At 73.3% G+C, this 23,280-nt stretch carries 26 protein-coding genes; 15 read left to right on the forward strand and 11 right to left on the reverse strand.

The window, feature by feature from the left end; all coding sequences use genetic code 11:
• The first annotated feature begins 30 nt into the window (after positions 1-30).
• From ACIBO1_RS18115 to ACIBO1_RS18140, 6 genes are all read left to right on the forward strand, one after another.
• On the forward strand, positions 31-474 hold the full coding sequence (locus tag ACIBO1_RS18115) for a winged helix-turn-helix domain-containing protein (RefSeq protein WP_396747818.1): 444 nt from the start codon (positions 31-33) through the stop codon (positions 472-474).
• A gap of 337 nt (positions 475-811) precedes the next feature.
• Positions 812-1,423: a winged helix-turn-helix domain-containing protein gene (locus ACIBO1_RS18120; protein WP_396747733.1), complete on the forward strand. Its 612-nt coding sequence runs from the start codon at positions 812-814 to the stop codon at positions 1,421-1,423.
• 22 nt (positions 1,424-1,445) lie between these two features.
• Positions 1,446-2,087, forward strand: a complete 642-nt coding sequence (locus ACIBO1_RS18125; protein ID WP_396747736.1) for a uridine kinase — start codon at positions 1,446-1,448, stop codon at positions 2,085-2,087.
• 123 nt (positions 2,088-2,210) lie between these two features.
• Positions 2,211-2,609 carry a TraR/DksA C4-type zinc finger protein gene (locus ACIBO1_RS18130; protein WP_350697400.1) on the forward strand — a complete coding sequence of 133 codons (399 nt, stop codon included), beginning with the start codon at positions 2,211-2,213 and terminating at the stop codon, positions 2,607-2,609.
• Positions 2,610-2,651: 42 nt separating this feature from the next.
• Complete coding sequence (locus ACIBO1_RS18135; protein ID WP_396747739.1) at positions 2,652-3,524, forward strand: DUF72 domain-containing protein; 873 nt, start codon at positions 2,652-2,654, stop codon at positions 3,522-3,524.
• A gap of 480 nt (positions 3,525-4,004) precedes the next feature.
• A complete protein-coding gene (locus tag ACIBO1_RS18140; protein ID WP_396747742.1) occupies positions 4,005-4,433 on the forward strand; it encodes a DUF2267 domain-containing protein in 429 nt (142 codons plus the stop codon).
• Between the two features lie 54 nt (positions 4,434-4,487).
• On the opposite strand, the gene ACIBO1_RS18145 is transcribed toward ACIBO1_RS18140, so the two are convergent.
• Positions 4,488-5,255 carry a PIG-L deacetylase family protein gene (locus ACIBO1_RS18145; RefSeq protein ID WP_396747745.1) on the reverse strand — a complete coding sequence of 256 codons (768 nt, stop codon included), beginning with the start codon at positions 5,253-5,255 and terminating at the stop codon, positions 4,488-4,490.
• Positions 5,256-5,409: 154 nt separating this feature from the next.
• Between ACIBO1_RS18145 and ACIBO1_RS18150 the strand changes: the two genes are divergently transcribed.
• Both ACIBO1_RS18150 and ACIBO1_RS18155 read left to right on the forward strand, forming a co-directional pair.
• Positions 5,410-5,652 (forward strand): hypothetical protein, encoded by a 243-nt coding sequence (locus ACIBO1_RS18150; RefSeq protein ID WP_396747748.1) that lies wholly within the window; start codon positions 5,410-5,412, stop codon positions 5,650-5,652.
• A gap of 3 nt (positions 5,653-5,655) precedes the next feature.
• Complete coding sequence (locus tag ACIBO1_RS18155) at positions 5,656-7,008, forward strand: cupin domain-containing protein (RefSeq protein ID WP_396747751.1); 1,353 nt, start codon at positions 5,656-5,658, stop codon at positions 7,006-7,008.
• Positions 7,009-7,117: 109 nt separating this feature from the next.
• On the opposite strand, the gene ACIBO1_RS18160 is transcribed toward ACIBO1_RS18155, so the two are convergent.
• The 5 genes from ACIBO1_RS18160 to ACIBO1_RS18180 form a co-directional block, all read right to left on the reverse strand.
• Positions 7,118-7,780, reverse strand: a complete 663-nt coding sequence (locus tag ACIBO1_RS18160) for a hypothetical protein (RefSeq protein WP_396747754.1) — start codon at positions 7,778-7,780, stop codon at positions 7,118-7,120.
• The gene (locus ACIBO1_RS18165; RefSeq protein WP_396747757.1) at positions 7,777-10,446 is read right to left on the reverse strand and encodes an FtsK/SpoIIIE domain-containing protein; all 2,670 of its coding nucleotides are present in this window, start codon (positions 10,444-10,446) and stop codon (positions 7,777-7,779) included. Before ACIBO1_RS18165 ends, ACIBO1_RS18160 begins: the two co-directional genes overlap by 4 nt.
• Positions 10,439-11,518, reverse strand: coding sequence for a hypothetical protein (locus ACIBO1_RS18170; protein WP_396747760.1), 1,080 nt, complete (start codon positions 11,516-11,518; stop codon positions 10,439-10,441). Before ACIBO1_RS18170 ends, ACIBO1_RS18165 begins: the two co-directional genes overlap by 8 nt.
• An 8-nt stretch (positions 11,519-11,526) precedes the next feature.
• Complete coding sequence (locus tag ACIBO1_RS18175) at positions 11,527-11,787, reverse strand: hypothetical protein (protein ID WP_131053345.1); 261 nt, start codon at positions 11,785-11,787, stop codon at positions 11,527-11,529.
• Between the two features lie 182 nt (positions 11,788-11,969).
• A complete protein-coding gene (locus ACIBO1_RS18180) occupies positions 11,970-12,347 on the reverse strand; it encodes a hypothetical protein (RefSeq protein ID WP_396747763.1) in 378 nt (125 codons plus the stop codon).
• A gap of 147 nt (positions 12,348-12,494) precedes the next feature.
• Between ACIBO1_RS18180 and ACIBO1_RS18185 the strand changes: the two genes are divergently transcribed.
• The 3 genes from ACIBO1_RS18185 to ACIBO1_RS18195 are packed head-to-tail and all read left to right on the forward strand — an operon-like array spanning position 12,495 to position 15,600.
• Complete coding sequence (locus tag ACIBO1_RS18185) at positions 12,495-15,050, forward strand: ATP-dependent Clp protease ATP-binding subunit (protein ID WP_396747766.1); 2,556 nt, start codon at positions 12,495-12,497, stop codon at positions 15,048-15,050.
• Between the two features lie 35 nt (positions 15,051-15,085).
• Positions 15,086-15,250 carry a hypothetical protein gene (locus ACIBO1_RS18190; protein WP_350697378.1) on the forward strand — a complete coding sequence of 55 codons (165 nt, stop codon included), beginning with the start codon at positions 15,086-15,088 and terminating at the stop codon, positions 15,248-15,250.
• Complete coding sequence (locus tag ACIBO1_RS18195) at positions 15,250-15,600, forward strand: DUF3140 domain-containing protein (protein WP_396747769.1); 351 nt, start codon at positions 15,250-15,252, stop codon at positions 15,598-15,600. Before ACIBO1_RS18190 ends, ACIBO1_RS18195 begins: the two co-directional genes overlap by 1 nt.
• 132 nt (positions 15,601-15,732) lie before the next feature.
• On the opposite strand, the gene ACIBO1_RS18200 is transcribed toward ACIBO1_RS18195, so the two are convergent.
• The 3 genes from ACIBO1_RS18200 to ACIBO1_RS18210 all read right to left on the reverse strand — a co-directional run bounded on the left by ACIBO1_RS18200 (position 15,733) and on the right by ACIBO1_RS18210 (position 17,683).
• Positions 15,733-15,969: a hypothetical protein gene (locus ACIBO1_RS18200; RefSeq protein WP_131053341.1), complete on the reverse strand. Its 237-nt coding sequence runs from the start codon at positions 15,967-15,969 to the stop codon at positions 15,733-15,735.
• Between the two features lie 41 nt (positions 15,970-16,010).
• Complete coding sequence (locus ACIBO1_RS18205) at positions 16,011-17,006, reverse strand: LysR family transcriptional regulator (RefSeq protein WP_396747772.1); 996 nt, start codon at positions 17,004-17,006, stop codon at positions 16,011-16,013.
• Between the two features lie 77 nt (positions 17,007-17,083).
• Positions 17,084-17,683, reverse strand: coding sequence for a hemerythrin domain-containing protein (locus ACIBO1_RS18210; protein WP_396747775.1), 600 nt, complete (start codon positions 17,681-17,683; stop codon positions 17,084-17,086).
• 108 nt (positions 17,684-17,791) lie between these two features.
• Here ACIBO1_RS18210 and ACIBO1_RS18215 point away from each other — a divergent pair, with 108 nt between their 5' ends.
• Together ACIBO1_RS18215 and ACIBO1_RS18220 are read left to right on the forward strand one after the other, a co-directional pair.
• Positions 17,792-19,120 carry a M20/M25/M40 family metallo-hydrolase gene (locus ACIBO1_RS18215; RefSeq protein ID WP_396747778.1) on the forward strand — a complete coding sequence of 443 codons (1,329 nt, stop codon included), beginning with the start codon at positions 17,792-17,794 and terminating at the stop codon, positions 19,118-19,120.
• 19 nt (positions 19,121-19,139) lie between these two features.
• Positions 19,140-19,793 carry a hypothetical protein gene (locus ACIBO1_RS18220; RefSeq protein ID WP_350697383.1) on the forward strand — a complete coding sequence of 218 codons (654 nt, stop codon included), beginning with the start codon at positions 19,140-19,142 and terminating at the stop codon, positions 19,791-19,793.
• Positions 19,794-19,884: 91 nt separating this feature from the next.
• On the opposite strand, the gene ACIBO1_RS18225 is transcribed toward ACIBO1_RS18220, so the two are convergent.
• Both ACIBO1_RS18225 and ACIBO1_RS18230 read right to left on the reverse strand, forming a co-directional pair.
• Positions 19,885-20,079, reverse strand: a complete 195-nt coding sequence (locus tag ACIBO1_RS18225; protein WP_396747781.1) for a DUF5703 family protein — start codon at positions 20,077-20,079, stop codon at positions 19,885-19,887.
• Positions 20,080-20,137: 58 nt separating this feature from the next.
• Positions 20,138-21,109, reverse strand: a complete 972-nt coding sequence (locus ACIBO1_RS18230; RefSeq protein ID WP_350697385.1) for an aldo/keto reductase — start codon at positions 21,107-21,109, stop codon at positions 20,138-20,140.
• 147 nt (positions 21,110-21,256) lie between these two features.
• On the opposite strand from ACIBO1_RS18230, the gene ACIBO1_RS18235 reads away from it, so the two are divergent.
• Together ACIBO1_RS18235 and ACIBO1_RS18240 are read left to right on the forward strand one after the other, a co-directional pair.
• Positions 21,257-22,309 carry an LLM class F420-dependent oxidoreductase gene (locus tag ACIBO1_RS18235; protein ID WP_396747784.1) on the forward strand — a complete coding sequence of 351 codons (1,053 nt, stop codon included), beginning with the start codon at positions 21,257-21,259 and terminating at the stop codon, positions 22,307-22,309.
• Positions 22,306-23,142 (forward strand): undecaprenyl-diphosphate phosphatase, encoded by an 837-nt coding sequence (locus tag ACIBO1_RS18240; protein WP_396747787.1) that lies wholly within the window; start codon positions 22,306-22,308, stop codon positions 23,140-23,142. The genes ACIBO1_RS18235 and ACIBO1_RS18240 overlap by 4 nt, the downstream gene beginning before the upstream one ends.
• Positions 23,143-23,280: the final 138 nt, after the last annotated feature.

Here is a 23,280-nt window from a genome sequence, read left to right on the forward strand (position 1 = left end):
CGGCTGGTGCGGCAGCGCACCGGGCCGACCCTGACCATCACCGTCGACCTCGCCTCGGCGGCCGCGAGCCCCCGCCTGAACCGCCTGCTGGAGTTGCTGAGCGAGCTCGCCGAGTCGGGCGAGGGGCGGGTGTCGGGCGACGACGGCGTCGAGCGGCCCACCGCGGTGGAGGACCCGCGAACCGTGCAGATCCTCACCGGGCCACGCCGGGTGCGTCAGGGCGACCGGGACGTCCCGCTGACCCGCATCGAGTACGACCTGCTGCTCTTCCTCGCCGAACGGCCGCGCCGGGTGTTCACCCGCCTGCAGTTGCTCAACTCGGTCTGGGGCTACGACCACGCGGTGGCCCGCACCGTCGACGTGCACGTGCGCCGGCTGCGCGCCAAGCTCGGCGTCGACACGCCGCTGCTGACCACCGTCCACGGTGTGGGGTACCGCCTCGCCGACGACGCCCGGGTAACCGTCCAGCGGTGAGCCCGACCGATCGGTGCGGCGTGTCCTGCCACGGGACGCGCCGCACCGGTCTGTCCCGTACGCGTGACGGTGGTGGGCCCGCCTTTCGTGGCGTCGAGACGCGTCACACCATCGGGGAACGCGAAACCCGGCAGCCACCCCCGCATCAGGTCAACTTTGCGACTCTGCTGTAATCAACTGGCCTCGTACGCAGAGCGAGCGGTCGGCTCCGAAGTGTCGGTCAATTGTCACATTCATGCAACGCGGCCGCCCCTTGACCCTCGCACGGGCGCCGGGAAGCATCGACAAGGCGGCGTCCCGGGGCCGTGGGGAAAGCCCGGACCAGCCAAGGAGGACCATGTCGGTCAGCCCCGCATCGTCGCGCGCCGGATGGCATACGTCCCAACCCGCGGTGCCCGGTCGCCCGCCCGGCGGTCAGCGACGTCCGGCCAACTCCACTACACCCGTCCTCACCGTCACGCTGTCTATTCCGCTGGTCTGCGAGGAGTCGTTGACGCCGGCCGCCCGGCGGCTGCTCGACGCCGCCCGGGAACTGCTGGAACGCGGCGAGGGGACGATCGTGGCCAGCCCACCGGTGGTGCCGGAGCGGCGCACCGAGAGCGTCCCCGCCGGACGCGCGCCCGCACGGCAGATCGCCCCGACCATCCCGACCCTGCACATCCTCGCCTCGTCCCGTTCGGTGCTGCGCGACGGCGAGCCGCTGCCGTTGACCCGGCTGGAGTTCGACCTGCTGCTGCACCTGGTCGCGCACCCCCGCCGGGTGTTCACCCGACTCCAACTGCTCAACGCGGTCTGGGGCTACGAGCACGCCGGGGTCCGCACCGTGGACGTGCACGTACGCCGGCTGCGCGGCAAGGTCGGTGTGGACGTACCCCTGGTCACCACCGTCTACGGCGTCGGCTACCGGCTCGCCGACGACGCCCGCGTCACCCTCGACCGCACCGCCTGACCCCACCGGGCACGATGGTCGGATGCGTGTGCGTCCGGTCTCGCCCGAGCTGCTCGTCGCCGAACTGGCCGAACGGTTCGCCTCCGCCGCGCCGACCCGACGGCTGCGGGTGGCCCTGGACGGCGCTCCCGCCGCCCGCCCCGACGAGCTGGCCACCGCCCTGATCGACCCGCTGCGCGCCCTCGGCCGCCCGGTGCTGCACGTCCGGGCCGAGGACTTCCTCCGCCCCGCCTCGGTACGCCTGGAGCGCGGACGGACCAATCCGGACGCCTACTACGAGGGCTGGGTCGACGAGGCCGGCCTGCGCCGCGAGGTGCTCGACCCGGCCGGGCCGGACGGCACCGGCCGCCTGCTGCCCTCGCTCTGGGACGCCGGGGCCGACCGGGCCAGCCGCGCCGACTACGTCACCCTGCCGCCCGGCGGGGTGGTGCTGGTCAGCGGCACCTTCCTGCTCGGCGGCGGACTGCCCTTCGACGTCGTCGTCCACCTGGAACTCTCGCCCGGCGCGCTGCGCCGCCGTACCGACCCCGACCTGGCCTGGACGCTGCCCGCGTTCGACCGGTACGCCGACGAGGTCGCCCCCGCCGCCTTCGCCGATCTGGTGGTACGGGCCGACGACCCGCGCCGTCCCGCGATCGTGGAATCCGACGACCTCTCGGTTTGACCTGCTGACGTGCGGGGTACTCGCGGGGCTCACGGCGCCCGGGAGTCCTCGCCTGGGCGGTATGACCGGGTGGGGAGCCTTCCGCCCGCGATGACTGACGAGGCTCAGGAAAGGCAGGCAGCGATGCTCGTCCACGACACGGTCGGCACGGGCCGATCCCAGGCGGAGATCGACCAGATCCGACTCTCCCTGCAGGCCCGCCACGACGAGCTGTCCGCGGAGTACGAGCAGGCGGTGCAGCAGAGCCACGTGCTGCGGCTGGTCGAGGTGGGCGACACCGCCGGCGACGACCAGGCCGACAGCGGCACCAAGACCGCCGAGCGGGACACCGCGCAGTCACTGCTGCGGACCATCCTCGACCGGCGGGCCCAGTACGAGCACGCGCTGACGCGTCTCGCCGAGGGCACGTACGGCTTCTGCGAGGGCTGCACCTCGCCGATCCCGGTGGAGCGGCTGGAGATCTTCCCGTCGGCGACCACCTGCGTGACCTGCAAGCAGACCCGTGAGCGCCGGGCTGCCTGAGCCGGCGACCGGTCGGTCCGGGACGCGGCGGGGACCCCACCGATGGGCGAGATCAAGGTGGGGACCGCCTCCTGGACCGACCGGACCCTGTTGGACTCCGGCTGGTATCCGCAGACCGCCGACACGCCGGAGAAGCGGCTGGCCTACTACGCCCGGCAGTTCCCGCTGGTCGAGGTGGACGCCACGTACTATTCGCCGCCGGCCGAGCGCACCGCCCGGCTGTGGGCCGAGCGCACCCCGGACGGCTTCACCTTCAACGTGAAGGCGTTCAGCCTGCTGACCGGCCATCCCACCCGGCCCAGCGCGATCTACAAGGACCTGCGGCCGGTCACCGACAAACGCAACCTCTATCCGGACGACCTGCCCCGGCAGGCGTACGAGGAGGTCTGGACCCGCTTCCTCAGCGCCCTCGACCCGCTGGTCCGGGCGGACAAGCTCGGTGCGCTGCTGTTCCAGTTCCCGCCCTGGTTCACCATCCGGCGGGACAACAAGCAGTACCTGCTGGAGGTCAGCCGGCGCTGCGCGCCGCTGCGGCCGGTCTTCGAGTTCCGGCACGCCTCCTGGTTCGACGGCGACAACGCCGAGGAGACCCTGGACTTCCTGCGGACGCACGAGCTGGCGTACGTCGCCGTGGACATGCCGCAGGGCCACCGCTCGTCGGTCCCGCCGGTGCTCGCGGCCACCGCCGACCTGGCCGTGGTCCGCTTCCACGGGCACAGCGACAAGTGGACCAGCCGGGACATCCACGAGAAGTTCGGCTACCGCTACTCCGACCGGGAACTGCGCGACTGGGCCCCCCGCCTGCGCGACCTCGCCGCCGACACCCAGCAGACCCACGTCCTCCTCAACAACTGCTACCGCGACTTCGCCCAGACCAACGCCCAACACCTCCAGTCCCTCCTCACCACCCCCTGACCCACCCCCTGACCCACCCCACCCCACCCACCCCACCCAACCCCGCCCACCCAACCCCGCCCACCCCACCCCGCCTGGTTGATCAAGAAGTTTGGGACCTGGCGAGTGCGGAATGAGCGCCCAAACTCCTTGATCAACTCGCCCGGGGCCGGGCCGGGCCGGGCCGGGCCGGGCCGGGCCGGGCCGGGTGGGGCGGGGTGGGGTCATCCGGTGGGGGTGAGGGCGGGTCACCCGGGGGGTGGGGAGGGTGGGGGTGTTGGGCGTTGGTCTGGGCGACACCGCGGAGGTGGTGGGCGATGACGGCTCAGGTGGTACGGCGGCGGCGACAGGGCGCGGTGCTGCGGGTCGTCGGCGCGTCCGGCCAGGCTCGGCGGGCGCCACGAGCCGGGAGCAGCCCGGTACGGCCCCGGGGCGGCCCGGTGGGGCCGCCGCGACGGCACGACGACCGACGGTGGGAGACCGACCTACGGGGGTGGACTGATGTCTGAGCGGTTCGAGTCGGCGGTCGAGTCCTCGATGGACAAGACCATCCTGATCCTCAAGGACATCGAGCAGGCGTACGGGTGGCCCAAGGCGCAGCGCAACCAGTCGTACGCGGCGCTGCGCACGGTGCTGCACCTGCTGCGCGACCGGATGCCGGTGCAGGAGAGCGTGGAGTTCTCCGCCCAGTTGCCGATGGTGGTGCGCGGCATCTACTTCGAGGGCTGGCAGCCCTCCGACGTACCGATCAAGCTGAACCGGGACGACTTCCTGTACGAGGTCCGCCAGGGCTTCCCGTACGACGTGCAGGGCGGCCCGGAGCGCGTGGTCCAGGTGGTGCTCGACACCCTTCGCCGGCACATCACGCAGGGCGAGTGGGACGAGGTGAAGGACACCATGCCCGACGACCTCGCTCAGATCATGCCCTGACCCGGACACCGGCAGCACCGGCCCGCCCCACCACGCGTGGAGCGGGCCGGTCGGCTACCAGAGGTCGAAGTGGAACACCTCGAACGAGGTGCCGTAGCGCACGCCCAACCGGCTCCCCACCGGCCGCGCGCCGCCCTCCAGGAACTCCTCGGCGTCGAAGCTGCCGTCACCCAACCCGGTCAGGTACGCCTCGTGCGCCTGGAGCGACGCCACCCCCTGCGCGAACGTCTCGGTGGTGTCCACCCCGTGCTCGGCGCGCGGCGACGAGGCCGCCCACACCTGACGTACGCCACCCCACGGCTCGATCCCGTCGGTCAACTGCTCCGGGAAGATCCACCGGTTGCCGGCGTCCCGGACCGCGTCCAGCGTGGCCCGACCCACGGCGATGTGGTCGGCCTGGTTGAGGGTGACCGCGCCGTCCCAGGTCTCCCGGAAGTTGTTCGTGATGACGATCTCCGGGCGGTGCCGACGCACCACGGCCGCCAGCTCCCGCCGCAGCGGTACGCCGTATTCCAGGATCCCGTCGGGCAGGCCGAGGAACTCGACGACGTCCACGCCGACCAGCTCTGCCGAGACGCGCTGCTCCTGCTCGCGGACCGTGCGGGCCTGCTCCGGAGCCATCCCGTCGATGCCCGCCTCGCCGCTGGTCACCAGGCAGTACACCACCTGTTTGCCCTGACCGGTCCAGCGGGCGATCGCGGCGGCGGCACCGAACTCCAGGTCGTCCGGGTGCGCCACGATCGCCAGCGCGCGCTGCCAGTCCTCGGTCACCGGGGTCAGCGGCGTGTCCATCGGCACCTCCATCCGGTCGGGTCCGTCCATCCTGCCACCCGCCGCACCCAGGAACGGCACGTGTGGACAGGTTCCGGCGTCTACGGTGGGGTGCAGTGTGGTTAGAGAAGATCGGGCGCGGGGTAACACCCGCCGCACGACGCACCCGACCAACGGCGGGGGCGGGTTGATCCGAGGGAGCACGATGCCACTCAACGACGATGACATGCAGACCAGCAGCGGCGGCGGGCTCGAGGGTCCGGCCGACGGCGGGGCGACCCCGGGCCAGCACGACGGTGGCGCGGACGGCAGCGCCGAGGGTCCGGCCGACGGCGGGGCCACTCCGGGCCAGCACGACGGTGGCGCGGACGGCAGCGCCGAGGGTCCGGCCGACGGCGGCGCGACCCCGGGCCAGCACGACGGTGGCGCCGACGGCGCCGCGCGATAGGCGATGACGCGACTCGACCCGCCGGGCGGCCACGGCCGCCCGGCGGTCCCGTCCGTACCCCTGGAAGCGGCGGCCCGCGACACCGCAGCCCCGCGCGGCGTCGCCGAGGCGGCGGCACCCGGCAGCGGATCGGCGTCGACCGCCGAGGCGGCGTTGGCGCGGTGCGTCAGCGTGGAGGCGGCCAAGTTCGCCGCCGCACACTGGGGGCAGACCCCGCTGCTGTCCCGCGCCGCCGAGCTGCCCAACCCGGCGGGCTTCACCGACCTGCTCAGCCCCGCCGACGCCGACGAGCTGCTCAGTCGGCGCGGTCTGCGTACCCCCTTCCTGCGGGTGGCCAAGGACGGCCAGGTGCTGCCGGCGGCGCGCTACACCGGCGGCGGCGGTGCCGGCGCCGAGATCGGCGACCAGGTCCTCGACGAGAAGGTCATGCGGTTGTACGCCGACGGGGCCACCCTCGTCCTGCAGGGCCTGCACCGCACCTGGCCGGCGCTGATCGACTTCACCCGTGACCTCAGCCTGGCCGTCGGCCAGCCGATGCAGGTCAACGCCTACCTGACGCCGGCGGGCAACCAGGGCTTCGCCACCCACTACGACACCCACGACGTCTTCGTGCTCCAGGTCGACGGCCGCAAGCACTGGCGCATCCACCCGCCGGTGCTGCCCGATCCGCTGGAACGCCAGCAGTGGGGCGGCCGGGCCGACGAGGTCACCGCCACCGCTGCGGGTGAACCCGCACTCGACGTGGTGCTCGAACCAGGAGACGCGCTCTATCTGCCCCGGGGCTGGCTGCACAGCGCCCAGGCCCAGGACGCAAGCTCCCTGCACCTGACCGTCGGCATCCGCGCGCTGACCCGGTACGCCCTGGTCGAGGAGTTGCTCGCGCTGGCCGCCGAGGACCGACGGTTGCGGGCCACCCTGCCGTTCGGCACCGACCTGGCCGACCCGGACGCCATCGAGCCGGAGCTGACCGAGACCGTGGAGGCGCTGCGCGACTGGTTGCTGCGGGCGGACCCGACCGAGGTCGCGGCCCGACTGCGGCAGCGCGCCTGGCCGGCGTCGCGTCCGGCGCCGCTGCGACCGCTCGCGCAGGCCGCCGCGATCGCCGCGTTGGACGCCGACAGCCGGGTCACCGTCCGCCCCGGACTGCGTCGACAGCTCGACGAGCACGGCGAGCAGGTGGTGCTGCGGCTGTTCGACCGCACCGTCACGCTGCCCGCGCAGTGCGCTCCGGCGCTGCGGGTGCTGCTCGCCGGGACGGCCGTCCGGGTCGGTGACCTGCCCGGCCTCGACGACGACGCCGACCGCCTCACCCTGACCCGCCGCCTGCTGCGTGAGGCCGTCCTGGTCCCCGCCTGATCGCACACCCCGAGCCGCGCCCCGGGCCTCGTCGACGTCGTGACCACCCGGGCCGGTCACGACGCGGCGGGGCCACCGGGTCCCGTCACGGCGCGGGCCGCCGGCCGACTCAGGTCACGATCAGCAGGAGCAGCGTGGTGACCAGGCCGGCGGCGACCACCACGATCACCGGACGCGGGCTCAGCACCGCGTGCCGCCGGTCGGCGATCACGCGGGCCGGTACGAGCCCGATCACCGGACCGAGCAGCGACAGCACCAGCGCCAGCACCGGCAGACCCACGGCCAGCTCACCGTCGGCACGCCCGCCCAGCGCCCGGGCGGACGCACCCAGCGCGTACGCGAGCACCCCGCCGACCACCCCGCAGAGCGCCAGCAGCGGGTTCACGCTGTTCGGCAACTCGCCCGGCTGGCGGGTGCGGCGCAGCAGGTCCCGCGCGGTGTCCAGCAGCGGCATCGGATCGCCGGTGGCGTCCAGGGCCGGTGCCGGTGGCGTGCCCGCCCGCCGCCCGCCACCGCCCAGGCGGCTGTTCAGCTCCTGCCACAGCACCGCCGACTCGGCGTCCACCAGCTCCTGCGACTCGCGGGCCGCGGCCAGCTCCCGCTCGGCCCGGTTGACCTCGTCGGCCGACTCGGCCACCGCCCGGTCGGCCGCCGCGCACTGCTGGTCGTACCAGGCGTTCGCCTCGGCACGCTGTTCCTGTACCCGGGCGGTCAGCTCGGCGAGTCGCCGGAGCTGGGCCGCGTAGGTCTCACTGGTCACCGGTTCGTTCATCGGGCCGGTCCGTAGGGGATGATGGTCTGCCCGGTACGGTGCACCGCCCGGTCGAAGAAGAGTCCCCGCCACGGCCGGGGATACCAGTCCGGCCCGCCGCTGCCCGGGTACAACGGCCCGCTCAGGTCCCCGCCGTGGGTGTCCAGGGCCACCCAGGCGCCGATCTGGTCGGTGCGGGCGCCGGTGCCACCCAGGTCGGCCTTCATCCGCGCCACCCCCCGCCACCAGGCCAGCACGTGGGTACGCCGTTCCGGGCCGTCGTGCAGGATCCTTCGCAGGTGCTCCAGCCCGGTGGACCTGCCGGCCTTGGCGGCGAGCGCGCCCGACGCCGCGTCGACGGCGAACAGCAGCAGATAGTGCGGGGCGCCGCCGCTGCCCGGCCCACCGATGCCCCCGGCGGTCTCGGCCATCAGCTCGGCCACCGTTTCCTCGTCGTACCAGGCCGCGTCGTCGGCGAGGTCCTCGTAGAGCGCCCTGGCCGCCGGGTCGGCGTCCGGGTCCAGGCAGGCGATGGAGAACCGGGCGGTGCCGGGCCGATGCTGCCGGGCCAACGAGCGGGCCGCCGCGTCCAGCACCGCACACGCCTCGTCGATCCGGGTACCCAGCACCGCCAGGTTGCGACCGGGGGCGCGGGGCAGCCGCAGCGCCGCCGACCGGGCCTGCACGTCGATGATCTCGCCGAGCAGCGCGACCGGGCCGCGTGGCGTACCGACCTCCGGCGGGGTCAGCGCCCGGAAGTCCGGCGCCTCGGCCAGCCTCGGGATCGCGTCGCCGTCGAAGAGACGGGCCGGTGCCGCCTCGGCCGGGCGCATCCGCCACAGTCGGTGCTGCAACTCGCTCCAGGTCTCCCACTCGCTGGCCGACGGGATGCGGGCCACCTCGTTGCCTTCCGGCAGCCCCGACTCGGCGTTGACCACCGCGTGGAACTTCGGCAGCGACTGCGCGGCGTCGTTGCGTTCGGCGAGGATGCGCAGCGCCTTGGGCAGCGCGATGCGCAGGGTGAACTGGGCGACCAGCGCCGGACGGCCCCACAGCGCCTCGATGCCGCGTACGTCCTGCGAGGCCAGCACCAGGTGGATGCCCTGCGAGCGGCCCCGACGGGCCAGGTCCTCCAGCAGGTCGGCCGCCTCCCGGGCCACCGCGTCCCGGCCCGCCAGCAGCATCTGGAACTCGTCGACCACCGCCACGATCCGGGGCCAGTGCCCGGTCGGGTCCACCGCGCGCAGCTCGGCCAGCTTGGTGACCTCGTGCTTCTTCGCCGCGTCGGCGCGACGGCGCAACTCCTCGGCGAGGAAGCGCAGCAACGCCAGGCCGAACTCACGGTCGGTGTTGACGTTGATGCCGACCAGCCGCATGTGCGGCAGCCAGCTCGGGTCCCGCCGCCCCTTGGCGAACCGGGCGAAGGACACCCCCTCCTTGAAGTCGAGCAGATAGAACTCCAGCTCGGCGGGGGAGTAGCGGGCGGCGAGCGCACCGATCCAGGCGAAGATCAGGTTGGTCTTGCCGGTGCCGGACGGGCCACCGATCAACGCGTGCGGCGGATAGTCGCCGAGGGTCAGCAGCACCGGTCGACCCTGCGGGCCCTCGCCGATCGGCGCGGTCAACCCGGTCGCCGAATCCTCCTGCCACATCTGCTCCGGAGGCGGCAGCAGATCGGTGAAGGGGGTGGGTGCCGGGCCGGCGCTGACCACCGAGGCGATCTGGCGGCAGGTCTCGGTGACCAGGGTGGCCGGCGGCGGCGGGTCGAGGCGTACCGGCAGGGTGCCGACCCGGGCGCCGTCGGCGGTGACCGCGATCCGGGTCAGCGCCGCGTCGTCGGGCAGCGGCACGCCGCGCACGATCAGGTGGACGCCGCAGGCCACCCCGGCGCGTACCACCCGGTCGAGCTGGCCGCGTTCGTGCCGGGACAGTTCGTCGCCGCCGAGCAGCACCGCCACCCGCCACGGCTCCGGCCGACGGCCGGTCGCGGCGGCCAGCTCCCGCAGCGAGGCGTGCTCACCGGCGAGCACCGTCTCGTTGATCCGGCGGATCTGCTCCACCAGGTCGTCCAGCAACCGGCCCAGGCCACCGGGGCCGACGAAGGTGAGCAGCCCGGCGGTGCCCAGCGGGGCGAACCCGGCGAGCCCGCCGCCGAGCTGGTCCGGGTCGTAGCCGACCACCCGGACGTTGCCGGGCGCGGCCCGGCCGAGGCTGCGCAGCAGCAGTGCCGACACCACGGCGGCGCAGCCCTCCGGGTCGCCGTCGAGCGCGACGTGTCCGCCGTCGAGCAGCGACACCAGCGCCGGCACCGGCTCGGCGTCGGGCAGCCGGATGGTGCCCACCCGGGTGGCGCCCGGTGGCTCGCCACGGGTCGCCGGAGTGGGGCGCCACCCCGGCCAGTCCGCCGATCCGGCGCCCGGTGCCTCCCGGGTCGCCGCCTCGGCGGCCCGCCGGGCCAGGGTGGCCAGCCGCGAGGTGTGCCGGGCGTCGATCTCGGCGAGCCGCCGGTCCCGTTCGGCGCCCACCCGCTCCGGTACGCCGGCCGCGGCGCGACGGACCCGCACCGCCCGCTCGCGGGCGGCGGCCAGCGTCGTCTGGGCCGTGGTGGACCGGGTACGGGACGCGCCGAGCGCCTCGGCGAGCAGTTCCCGGACCCGGGCGACCAGCTGGCTGCGCCGGTCAGCCATCGACACCGTGTCCCGGTCGACCCGGACGGAATCCGCCGAACGGTCTTGCGGCGGCGGTGCCCGGCTTCGGACCGCCGTTCCCGCTGGTGCCGTTCCCGCTGGTGCCGTTCGCGCTCGCGCGGGGCGTGCTCGCGCGGGGCGTGCTCGCGCGGGGCGTGCTGCCGGTGTTAGCAGGGGACCCCTTTACTACCTCAGGCGTTAGTACGGGGCCCTTCCTTTCACCGTCGTCGGCGGGCAGGTCGCGTCCGAGGCGGTCGAGCAGGACGCCGGTGAGCACCCCGGCGGTGACCGCCGGGTCGGCGGCGTGCGGCTGTTCGTCCTCGCTCCGGCGCGGCGGAGGCATCCGGCAGACCCGGGTCAGCAGCGTGTCCAGCACCGGGGCGGGCAGCCCGGGGAGCAGGTCCCGGACCCGGCCGTCCAGCTCGCGGCGCAGCCGGGACAGGTCGTCGCTTCGCGGCGGGTGGCCGAGCAGCTCGGCGGCGAGGTCGCGCAGCATCGGCGGAGCCACCGCGGCCAACCCCAGACCGACGTCGGCGTGCGCGCCGCGCAGGTCGCGGTGCAGCCGGTCGCGGTCGCCGGAGCGGACTCCGCGGACCACCCGGCGTAGCAACTCCTGCGAGTCGGTGATGCGCTCGTCGGGTTCCTCGGCCGGGCCCTCCCGGCCGCCGGTCAGCTCCGCCACCCGCACCGACCACCAGCGGCGCAGCCGCACCTCACCGGGGGCCTCCGGCGCGTCGGCCACCGGCTCGACGGCCCGGGGGGCGTCGTGGGCCGGGCGACGCTCCTGGTCACCGACCGGCGGCGGCGCGGCACCGTCGGGGGCCAGCCCGATCGCGGCCAGGTACGCGGTGAGCTGCTCCTGGGCGACGCGCAGCGCGTACCCGGCGGTCTCGGCGTGCTCGGTGGCGGCGGACAGCTCCGGCACGCCCAACGGGTTGGCCGACTCCTGCCGCACCCAGCGCAGCCGCTCGGAGGCCAGCCCGAACTTCTCCAGCGCCTGCCCGAGCAGACCCAGGGGAAGATCCTCGGCGGCGGCCCGGACCTGTGCGCCGACGTCCTCGACGATGGACACGCCCGCCCCTACAGCGTCGCGACGTACTGCTGGGCCTGCTCGACCGCGACGAGCGTCGCGGCGAGGCACTCCTCCAACTCCTGGCTGGCCTGCGTCAACGACGCCTGGGCCGCCTCGACGGTGGTGTGGCCGCTGCCCTCCAACGCGCCGGCCAACGTCTGTTGCGCCTCGGCCAGTTTCTCGCCGGCGGCCTGCACGGCGCTCTGGCCGTCACCGATCTGCTGGAGCGCGACATCGATGGCTGCCTTGAGCTCGGCGACGCTCGCCACGCGGAACCTCCTGGGGGCGGGGAGGACTCCATTAGAGCCTATGCCGGTCGGGGGACGAACATACCCTGTCAGTGTTGCTGCCCTACTGACCGGTTGTCGACCGCAGGCGCGGCGAGTCCGATTCGTGGGACCCGGGGTCGGAAGATCACGCAGGGCGACCGCCCCGGGCCGCGCCCGCCCGGTCAGCCGCGCAGCCAGCGCGGACCGTACACCTCCGCACCGAGCGCGGTGACCCGGTCCCGCAGCGCCCGGTCGGCGGTGACCACCACCCGTCGCCGGTCGCCGCCGGTGGCCACCAGCTCGACCACGGCGTCGTCGCCGGACCCGTCGGCCGCGACCACCCGGACCCCGTCGACGCCGGGTACGTCCCGCGCGGCGCCCTCCACCACCAGCACCACCTCGACCGGTGGGGACACCTCCGGCGGTACGCCGCGCCCGCCCACCGGGACCAGCGTGTCCCGCAGTCGGGCGGTGGCCCCGGCCCGGTCCCGCCACCAGCCGTCCGGGCGGGACCCGACGACGTTGGCGGCGTCCACGATCAGCAGCGGCGTCGACTCCATCCGCCCACCCTGCCATCCACCCGGGCGCCCTGCCCTCCGGCACGCCCGACGGGGTGCCGCCCCGGCTGGTGCCCGCCCGTGGCGTTTGTCCGGCCTGGGGCCGGGTAGCCCGTGCCGACCGTCTCGCGCTGACCGCGGAGGACAGAGATGATTGGACCCGGCGACTTCGGCTCCGACCCGTGGGACGAGTTCCTGGCGCGGTACTTCGGCCGGGGCGAGGGCGGACGCCGTCCCGCGCACCGGGTCGACATCACCCGGCTGATGACCGCCGACGCCCGCGAGATGCTGGCCGACGCGGCACGCCGAGCCGCCCAGAAGCAGAGCAGCGACCTGGACACCGACCATCTGCTCTGGGCGGCGCTGCAACGCGAGCCACTGCGGGACCTGGTACGCCGGGCCGGCGCCGACCCGGACACCCTGCTCAACGCGCTGGGCGGACGCGCCGACGGCGCCCCGCAGGGCGACGTGCCGCCCAACCTGTCGCTCACCCCGGCAGCGAAGCGGGCGCTCCTCGACGCCCACCAGCTCTCCCGGGCGATGGGGGCGAACTACATCGGCCCCGAGCACATCCTGATGGCGTTGCCGCTCAACCCGGAGTCGCCGGCCGGCCGGATGCTCGCCGCGGGCCGGATCCAACCGGAGTCGTTGCAGGCCGCCAACGCCGAACGCGGACCGATGACCAACCCGCGCCCGGACCGGGGCACCCCCACCCTCGACCAGTACGGCCAGGACCTCACCGACCTGGCCCGTAACGACCAGATCGACCCGGTGATCGGGCGCGCCGACGAGATCGAGCAGGCGGTGGAGATCCTGTCCCGGCGGACCAAGAACAACCCGGTCCTGATCGGCGAGGCGGGCGTCGGCAAGACCGCGATCGTGGAGGGCCTGGCCGAGCGGATCTGCGACGGCGACGTGCCGCAGACCCTGCTCGGCAAGCGGGTCGTCCAGCTCGACCTGGCCGGGCTGGTCGCCGGTACCCGCTACCGGGGCGACTTCGAGGAACGCCTGAAGAAGGTGATCGACGAGATCCGGGCGCACCGCGACGAGCTGATCATCTTCCTGGACGAGATCCACACCCTGGTCGGTGCGGGCGGCGCGGGCAGCGAGGGCGGCATGGACGCGTCGAACATGCTCAAGCCCGCCCTGGCCCGGGGCGAGTTGCGGGTGATCGGCGCGACCACGCTGGACGAGTACCGCCGCAGCATCGAGAAGGACGCCGCGCTGGCCCGACGGTTCCAGCCGGTCTTCGTGCCGGAGCCGACCGTCGAGGACACCGTGGCCATCCTGCGCGGTCTGCGGGACCGCTACGAGGCCCACCACCAGGTGCGGTTCACCGACGAGGCGCTGGTCACCGCCGCCGAGCTGTCCGACCGGTACGTCACCGACCGCTTCCTGCCCGACAAGGCGATCGACCTGATCGACCAGGCCGGCGCCCGGGTCCGGTTGCGCACCCGTACCCCCGCCGCCGACGTCCGCGACCTGGAGCAGCAGCTCGAGGAGGTACGCCGGGACAAGGAGCAGGCGGTCGCCGACGAGCAGTACGAGCGCGCCTCCACGCTGCGCGACCGGGTCGCCGAGCTGGAACGGCAGGTGCAGCGCGCCCGGGGTGAGGACGGCAACGACAACCAGGTGCCCGAGGTGGGGCCGGACGAGATCGCCGAGGTGGTCTCCCGGGCCACCGGCATCCCGGCCAGCCAGCTCACCGAGGAGGAACGGGACCGGCTGCTGCGCCTGGAGGGCCAACTGCACGAGAAGGTCGTCGGGCAGGACGACGCGGTCGGAGCGGTCGCCGAGGCGGTCCGCCGCTCCCGGACCGGCCTGGCCGACCCGAACCGGCCGATGGGCAGCTTCCTCTTCCTCGGCCCCACCGGCGTGGGCAAGACCGAACTCGGCCGGGCCCTGGCCGAGGCGCTGTTCGGCGAGGCCGACCGGATGGTGCGGGTGGACATGAGCGAGTTCCAGGAACGGCACACGGTGAGTCGGCTGGTCGGTGCCCCGCCCGGCTACGTCGGGTACGAGGAGGCCGGCCAGCTCACCGAGGCGGTGCGCCGCCGCCCGTACGCGGTGGTGCTGCTGGACGAGATCGAGAAGGCCCACCCCGACGTCTTCAACATCCTGTTGCAGGTGCTCGACGACGGGCGGCTCACCGACAGCCAGGGGCGGACGGTGAACTTCAAGAACACCGTACTGATCATGACGAGCAACCTGGGCTCGGAGCTGATCACCGGCAGCCAGCGGGCGGTCGGGTTCGGCGCCGGTGCGCCCGGCAGCGAACAGGAGAGCGACGAGCTGCGGGAGCGGCTGATGCGTCGGCTCCAGGAGAACTTCCGGCCGGAGTTCCTCAACCGCATCGACGAGGTGATCATCTTCCGGCGGCTGGAGGCCGAGCAGTTGCGGCAGATCACCGGCCTGCTGTTGGAGGAGACCCGGCGGCGGCTGCACGCCCAGGACATCGAGGTGGACTTCACCACGGCCGGGGTGGACTGGCTGGCCGAGCACGGCTACCAGCCCGAGTTCGGCGCCCGGCCGCTGCGTCGGGTGATCCAGCGGGAGGTGGACAACCACCTGTCCCGGATGCTGCTGGAGCAGCAGCTCTCGCCCGGTCAGAAGGTCACCGTGGACGCCCGGGACGGCCGGCTCGCCTTCGACGTGGCGGCCGGCGCGCGTGGGCACGCCACGGCCAGCACCACCCACCCCCGCTGACCGGCCTGGCACCGACGATCGGAGAGGGCTAGGCGATGACGGAACCGGACGAGGCCCGGGACGACGAACGCAGCGACCCGATCCTGGCGCCGCCGACCGCCAACCCGGCCCGGGTGCAGGTGCCGGCGGAGGGGCTGGGCGGGCAGACCGACGAGGGGCACCCGGACGACGCCGGGTCACCGCCCGGAGAGGAGGCGTGATGGCACGCGAGCAGCGACTCGACCCCGAGGTGGAGGTGCTCTGGGAGGACTTCCACGCCGAGGTCAACGTGCCCTCCGAGCAGCTACGGCAGTGGCTGCTGACCCGGGGGTCCGGCGAGGAGGCGTTCGGCCCCGACCCGGACCTGAACCTGCCCGAGCCGGGCCGACAGATCCTCGCCGTGCTGCGCAAGCGCAAGGTGGACCTGACGCCCGAGGACGTCGAGGTGATGCGGGAGGCGGTGGAGCGGATCCGCTCACTGACCGCGGAGAAGCCGCGCCGGGGCAACGCCGACGACGAGTGGCGGCACTCCCTGCTCGACCTCGGCCACGACGTCCTCGTCGAACGCTGACGTCCTCGCTGACGTCCTCGTCGTGCGCCGACGTCGGTTCGGGCGGGCGCGGGGTGCGCGTGGTGTTAGGAAGGGTCCCCTGCTATGCCGGAGGCGTTAGCAGGGGACCCCTCCTTTCACACCGGCCGAGCGTTACTCGCTCTCCAGGCTGCCGATGGTCAGGCCGACGGCCTCACCGGCGGCCTGACGCTCGGCGCGGGTCTGCTCCTCCCGGGTGATCAGGTTGGCGTACTCGGCCAGGTCCGCCGGGTCGGGCACCTCCGGCACCCGGCGCAGGAACGCTTCCACCTCCCGGACGGCGGCGGTGTGCGCGGCGGCGGCGCGGCGCAGCACCTCACGGTCGTCGGCGGCGGGATAGAGGTCGGTCATGTCGCGCCGCATACCCGCCGTCGGCCGGTTCGCACCCGTCGTCAGGCGCTTCGCAGCCCCCGGTCGGCCGTCGCCGCCGGGCGGCGTACCCCGAAGGCCGGATTACCGAGCAGCCAGGCCAGGTACGCCGGATGCGGCGCCAGCGCGTCCGTGTACGCCACCAGCGCCGTGTCCAGCACCAGCTCGGCCATCCGGGCGGCGGGCGACTCCGGGTGCCAGCCCAGCATCAGCCGCCAGCGCAGCGGGCTGCCGGCCAGCCGTCGGGTCACCAGCCCCGCCACCGGCCGGAACGTGGCCTGGCACAACGCCACCGCCTCCCCGGCGTCCACCAGGTCGATGCAGCCGCGCACGTCGGCCTCGTACAGCTTGCGCGGGGTGAAGCCGGCCCGGGCGCAGGCGGCGGCGAAACAGTCGCCGAAGCAGCCGTCACCCGGTGCCGCCACCCACTGCTCGTGCCGCAGCTCGGCCAACGCCACCTCGCTGCGCCCGGCCAGCGGATGGGTCTCGGGCAGCAGCACCATCACCGGGTCGACGGCCACCTCCCGCCAGCTCAACCCGTAGTCCGCCGACGGGGTGGAGTCGCCGCACACCCCGGTCAACGCGTAGTCCAGCCGTCCACCGGCGACCAGTTGCGCCAGTTCGTCGACCGACCAGGACGCGTACGTGGTGATCTGGGCCTGTGGCTGCTCGGCGGCGAGCCGGTGCACCAGCCGGCCCAGGATCGGGCTGTTCACCCCGCCGAAGCGGTAGCGGCGCGGGGCGTCGCCGGCCCCGGCCAGCCGGGCCGCCTCGTCCTGGAGTCCCTTCATCGCCGGCAGCAGCACCCGTGCCCGGGCGAGCACCAGCTCGCCGAGGGCGGTCGGTCGGGCGCCGCGCCGGTCCCGTTCGAACAACGGCCCGCCGAGGGTCCGCTCGATGCGCTGGAGCTGGGCGGTCAGCGCCGGCTGCGCCAGGCCGAGCGTGGAGGCCGCCTTGGTGACGCTGCCTGTCTCGGCGATGGCGCAGACCACCCGCAGGTGCCGCAACTCCAGATTCATAGCGTGACGGTAGGGCCACGGAGCATCCGGCGGAAGGGCCCGGACGGATCAACGACCATGAACATGTCGCGGGTCACTCAGCGTTGCGGCGGCTCCGCGACCTCGCTCAGTTGGGTGTGCCGGCCGGTGACCGCGTCCCGGAACTTGTCCACCAGCGCCACCGCCGGCTCCACGATCCGGTTCCACGGGGGCGTGTGCGGGATCCCCGGGTGCGGGCGGGTCGGCGCGGCCTCCTCGGCGATCTCCAGCCGGTTGCCGAGCCGGATCAGCTCCTCCTCGGTGGCCGCCGCGCAGAGCCGCTGCACCAGGGCGTCGACCGCCGTCACGTGCGCGCCGAGCAGGTCGGCCACCATGGGCAGCCGGGCGTCGTCCAGCCCTCGCAGCGCCATCAGCAGCGCGGCGTCACCGGCCAGCACGTCGGCGACCGGCTGGTCGGCGTCCTGAAGCGCCTGCCGGATGGCGGGCAGCAGGCACTGCTCCTCGGCCGCCAGGTGCCGGGACAGCGCCGCGACCAGGATCTCCCGGCCGTGCGCGGGGTCCGGGCCGGGTTCGACCAGTCGCCGGGCCAGGCTCAGCAGCTCCTGGTGCTCCTCGGCGATGGTGGCGGCGATGCTCTGCCCGGCGGGCTGGTAACCGTCACCGGTCGACGGTGGCAGCGGCGGCAGGTGGACGGACACGGTCCCTCCTCGGGCTGGGCAGGCGGAGCGACGATGATATGGCACTCGGACGCGCGCGCAGTACCCGCACTCACCCGGGCCGAAACGGCCTGCTGGTATGAAGGGGCGATGACGAGCGACGCGCACCCCGCCTTCCCCGCGCCGACCGACGAGGTCGTCGACCTCTGCCGGGACCTGTTGCGCATCGACACCACCAACACCGGCGACAACGCCACCAGCGTCGGAGAGCGACTCGCCGCCGAGTACGTCGCCGAGAAGCTCGCGGAGGTCGGCATCACCCCGGAGATCCACGAGTCCGCCCCCGGGCGGGCCAACGTGATCGCCCGGATCCCCGGCGCCGACCCGAGCCGGGGCGCGCTGCTGGTGCACGGCCACCTGGACGTGGTGCCCGCCGACGCCGACGAGTGGTCGGTGCACCCGTTCTCCGGCGAGCTGCGCGACGGCTACCTGTGGGGCCGGGGCGCCATCGACATGAAGGACTTCGACGCGATGGTGCTCGCCGTGGTCCGCCACTGGCAGCGCACCGGCGTCCGCCCGCCGCGCGACATCGTGCTCGCGTACACCGCGGACGAGGAGGCCGGCAGCGAGTACGGCGCGCACTACCTCGTCAACCGGCACCGGGAGCTGTTCGACGGGTGCACCGAGGGCATCGGCGAGGTCGGCGGCTTCTCGTACACGGTGGACGAGTCGCGGCGGCTCTATCTGATCGAGACCGCGCAGAAGGGCATCGACTGGCTGCGGCTGCACGCCAAGGGGCGGCCCGGGCACGGCTCGATGGTGCACGACGACAACGCGGTGACCGCGCTGGCCGAGGCGGTGGCCCGGATCGGCCGGCACCGCTTCCCGGTGGTGGTCACCGACACCGTTCGGGCCTTCCTGGAGGAGGTCTCCGAGGTGCTCGGCATCGAGCTGGACCCGGAGGACCCGGAGACCGCCATCGCCAAGCTCGGCCCGATCGCCAACATCATCGGCGCCACCATCCGCAACACCGCCAACCCGACCCGGCTCGCCGCCGGCTACAAGGACAACGTGATCCCGGGCCGGGCCAGCGCCACCATCGACTGCCGCAGCCTGCCCGGCCAGTCCGAGCTGCTGGAACGGCAGCTGCGCGAGCTGGTCGGCCCGGACATCGCCATCGAGTACGTGCAACGCCAGCCCGCCCTGGAGACCACCTTCGACGGGGACCTGGTCGAGGCGATGTCCGCCGCGCTCATCGCCGAGGACCCGGGTGCCCGGCCGGTGCCGTACATGCTCTCCGGCGGCACGGACGCGAAGGCTTTCGCACAGATCGGCGTACGGTGTTTCGGCTTCGCGCCGCTGCGACTGCCGGCCGACCTGAACTTCTCCGCGCTGTTCCATGGCATCGACGAGCGGGTACCGGTGGACGGACTACAGTTCGGCGTGCGGGTTCTCGACCGGTTCCTGCGCACCTGTTAGTAAGTGAGAGGGACGCCTCATGACCGACCAGCACGGTGAGCTGGAAGCCGCACTCGAGCGCGTGATCGAAGCGGCCCGCCACCACCTGGCCGCCGTCCGCGCCGCCGAGGGCCGGATCGACGACGACGACGTGTGGCAGGCGTACGTCGCGTTGAACAACGCGTCGTACGCCTACGACGAGCAACTCATGGACGCCTTCGGCGAGGTGACCCCGTGGGACGTCGAGTCGATCGACCCGAACGAGGCCGACCAGCGTTTCGGTGGCGCCGAGGGCGTGGAGCCGACCGACCCGCACCCGCAGGTGATCTCGGTACGCCAGCGTCGTGACTACCGCGTACCCAGCGTCTCCGCGCTGATCCGGGTGGCCGAGGCGGCCCGTCGCGAGGGCGCACCCGGCGAGGACCAGGTGCCGCCGGTGGAGGGCGTCGGCGAGGCGGTGCTGGAGCTGCTGCAGAGCGGCGACGGCTCGCTCGGCGCGCTCGACGTGCCGGAGCTGGAGCCGCTCGACGGCGTGGTGATGGTCAGCGAGGTCGGCACCCCGGTCGACCTGGAGTCGTTCGACGACGACGACCCGGTGGGCCCGTTCCAGCCGGCGGCCGACGACCGGCTGGTCGGCCGACTCGACGAGCACCCGTTCATGGAGCTCGACGACGAGCACGACCACGTGCACTGACCCCACGTGTCCGTCGGTGGTGGGTAGGTCTGTTGTCGCCGCAGCAGCAACAGACCTACCCACCGCCGGGTGGGGCCCTGGCCGCCGCCGGTCAGTAGGACAGGCCGGGCTGCGGCGAGCCGTTCGCCAGGCGGCGGCGCAGCACCACCTGGCGGGTGCCGTCGCGGAACAGCCGCACCCGGGCCAGCTCCCACCCGCTGTACTCGGCCTGGATCGCCAGTTGCGCGGCGGCGGTCAACCGGTCGACGTTCGGCGGTAACCGCAGCGGCGCGTACTCGTAGTCCATAGGCCCTATGCTGCCCATTCCGGGCGGCCGTGCGCCACCCTCCGGGCAGTTCGACGGGTCACCCGTCGCGTTCGGGGTAGCCGACCTCCAGGGCCGAGACGTCGTCCAGCGCCGTGGTGATCTCCTCGGGCAGGGTCATCCGCTCCACCTGGAGGGCGCCGAGCAGTTGCCCGGAGGTCCGCGCGCCGAGGATCGGCGCGGTCACGCCGGGCCGGTCCCGGATCCAGGCCAGCGCCACCTCCAGCGGGGAGACCCCGAGGCCACCGGCGGCGGTGGCGACCGCCTCCACGATGCTGGAACAGCGCGGCTCCAGGTAGGTGGCGACGAAACGCTCGAAATGGGGCGACACCGCCCGGGAGTCGGCGGGACGGCCGTGCCGGTACTTGCCGGTGAGCACCCCCCGACCCAGCGGCGACCAGGGCAGCACGCCCAGGCCGAGCGCCTCGCAGGCCGGCAGCACCTCGCGCTCGACACCCCGTTCCAGCAGGGAGTACTCCACCTGCGCGGCGACCACCGGGGCGCGTCCGGGCCAGGCCGTCTGCCAGGCCGCCGCCCGGGCGGTCTGCCAACCGGAGAAGTTCGACACGCCGACGTAGCGGACCCGCCCGCTGGCGACCGCGTGGTCCAGCGCCGCGAGGGTCTCCTCCAGCGGGGTGTCCGGGTCGTAGCCGTGCACCTGGAACAGGTCGACGTGGTCGGTACCCAGGCGTCGCAGAGAGGCGTCGAGCGTGCGCAGCAGGTGCCCCCGGGAGCCGTCACGACGCCGGGCGCCACCCGGGCGCAACCCCGCCTTCGTGGCGATGAGCAGGTCGTCGCGGGGCACCAGCGTGCCCAGCAGCGAGCCGATCACCGACTCGGCGTCGCCGTCGCCGTACACGTCGGCGGTGTCGATGAGGTTGCCACCCGCGTCGAGGTAGCTCTTCAGTTGCGCAGCGGCGTCGTCGGCGTCGGTGTCCCGGCCCCAGGTCATGGTGCCGAGCGCGAGCCGGGAAACCGCCAGCCCGCTTCGGCCGAGCGGTCGCTGTTGCATGGGTGAACCTTATTTCGAACGGGGGCCGAACCGATATCCTCGCTCCCGTCGAGTCTGCCCAGACGCACGGCGATTCGGGTGAGCCGGTGATCGTCGCGCTAGGCGGCATTGCGTAACCTGATGCGACTGCGGATGGGGGAGGACTCTGTGCGACTCGGGCTAAACCTCGGATACCAGACAGCCTGGAGCACGCCGGCGGATCATCTGGCCATGGCTCAGGAGGCGGACCGACTCGGCTACTCGGTGGTGTGGGCGGCGGAGGCGTACGGCTCCGACTCGCCGAGCATGCTCTCCTGGATGGCCGGGCAGACCGAGCGGATCGACATCGGCAGCGCGGTGATGCAGATCCCGGCCCGGACGCCCGCGATGACCGCGATGACCGCGGCGACCCTCGACGCGCTCTCCGGCGGCCGGTTCCGGCTCGGCCTGGGCGTCTCCGGCCCGCAGGTCTCCGAGGGCTGGCACGGCGTACGGTTCGGCAAGCCGCTGGCCCGCACCCGGGAGTACGTGGACATCGTGAAGCTGGCGGTGGCCCGCAAGGAGGTCGCCTACGACGGCGAGTTCTACCAGCTGCCGCTGCCCGACGGTCCCGGCAAGGCGCTGCGGCTCGGTTTCCATCCGCCGCGTGAGCACATCCCGATCTACCTCGCCGCGGTCGGTCCGAAGAACCTGGAGCTGGCCGGCGAGATCGCCGACGGCTGGCTGGCCGTCTTCTACGCCCCCGAGTTCGCCGAGGAACAGCTCTCGGCGGTACGCGCCGGCCGGGCCAAGGTCGGCAAGGAGCTGGCCGGGTTCGACGTGGTGCCGTCCGTGCCCGTCGTGGTCGGCGACGACGTCGACTCGTGCGCGCAGTTGGTGCGCTGGTACGCCGCCCTCTACGTGGGCGGGATGGGCAGCCGGCAGCAGAACTTCTACAACCAGTTGGCCACCCGGATGGGGTACGGCGACGCCGCCCGTGAGGTGCAGGACCTCTACCTGGCCAAGCGGCAGCGCGACGCGGCGGCAGCGGTGCCGCTGGAGTTCATCGACCGGACGTCGCTGCTCGGCCCCAAGGAGCGGATCGCCGAGCGGATGCGCCAGTACGCCGAGTCCGGCGTCACCACCCTGTCGATCACCCTGTTCGCCGGCGACCGGGACAGCGGGGTGCAGACCCTGCGTACCGTCGCCGAGGCGCTGGAACTCTCGGGAGTCGGGGAGTGACCTGGATCGAAGCCATCGTCCTGGGTATCGTCCAGGGCCTGACCGAGTTCCTTCCGGTCAGCTCGTCGGGGCACCTGCGGATCACCTCGGCGATCTTCTTCGACCGTGACGCCGGGGCGTCGTTCACTGCGGTCACCCAGCTCGGCACCGAAGCGGCCGTGCTGCTCTACTTCGCCAAGGACATCTGGCGCATCGGCCGTACCTGGACGGTCGGCATCTGGGACTCCTCCGTACGCTCCAGCCTCGACTACCGGATGGGCTGGTACGTCATCGTCGGCTCGATCCCGATCGGGGCGCTCGGTTTCCTGTTCAAGGACCAGATCCGGGAGACCGCCCGAAACCTGTGGGTGGTGGCCACCACCCTGATCGTGTTCGCCTTCGTGCTGGCCTTCGCCGAGTACTGGGGCCGGCAGACCCGGACGTTGAAGGACTTCCGGATGCGCGACGGCGTGGTGATGGGCTTCGCCCAGGCGATGGCGCTGATCCCCGGGGTGTCCCGGTCCGGTGCGACGCTGACCTTCGGTCTGTTCCTCAACCTGACCCGGGAGACGGCGGCCCGCTACTCGTTCCTGCTGGCCATCCCGGCGGTGGTGATGTCCGGGATCTTCAGCCTCGGGGACGTCTTCGAACCGGCGGCCCCGGGCACCTCGGCGCCCACCGTGGCGCAGATGGTGGTCGCCACGCTGATCGCCTTCGTCGTCGGGTACGCGGCCATCGCCTGGCTGCTGCGCTTCGTCGCGCACCACACCCTGTACGTCTTCGTGCTCTACCGGGTGGCGGTCGGCACGCTGGTGTTCGCCCTCCTGCTCACCGGCACCATCAGCGCCACCTGATCCTCGGATGTGGGTGTAAGGAAGGGTCCCCTGCTATCGCCTAGTGCATAGCAGGGGACCCTTTCTAACGTGCGTCGCGGTGTTTGCGGGCGTGCGTTGCGCGCTGGTGGTGTGTTGACGGCCGGCGCCCTGGATGGG

The sequence above is a fragment of the Micromonospora sp. NPDC049903 genome (assembly GCF_044460945.1).
Classification (GTDB): Bacteria; Actinomycetota; Actinomycetes; order Mycobacteriales; family Micromonosporaceae; genus Micromonospora.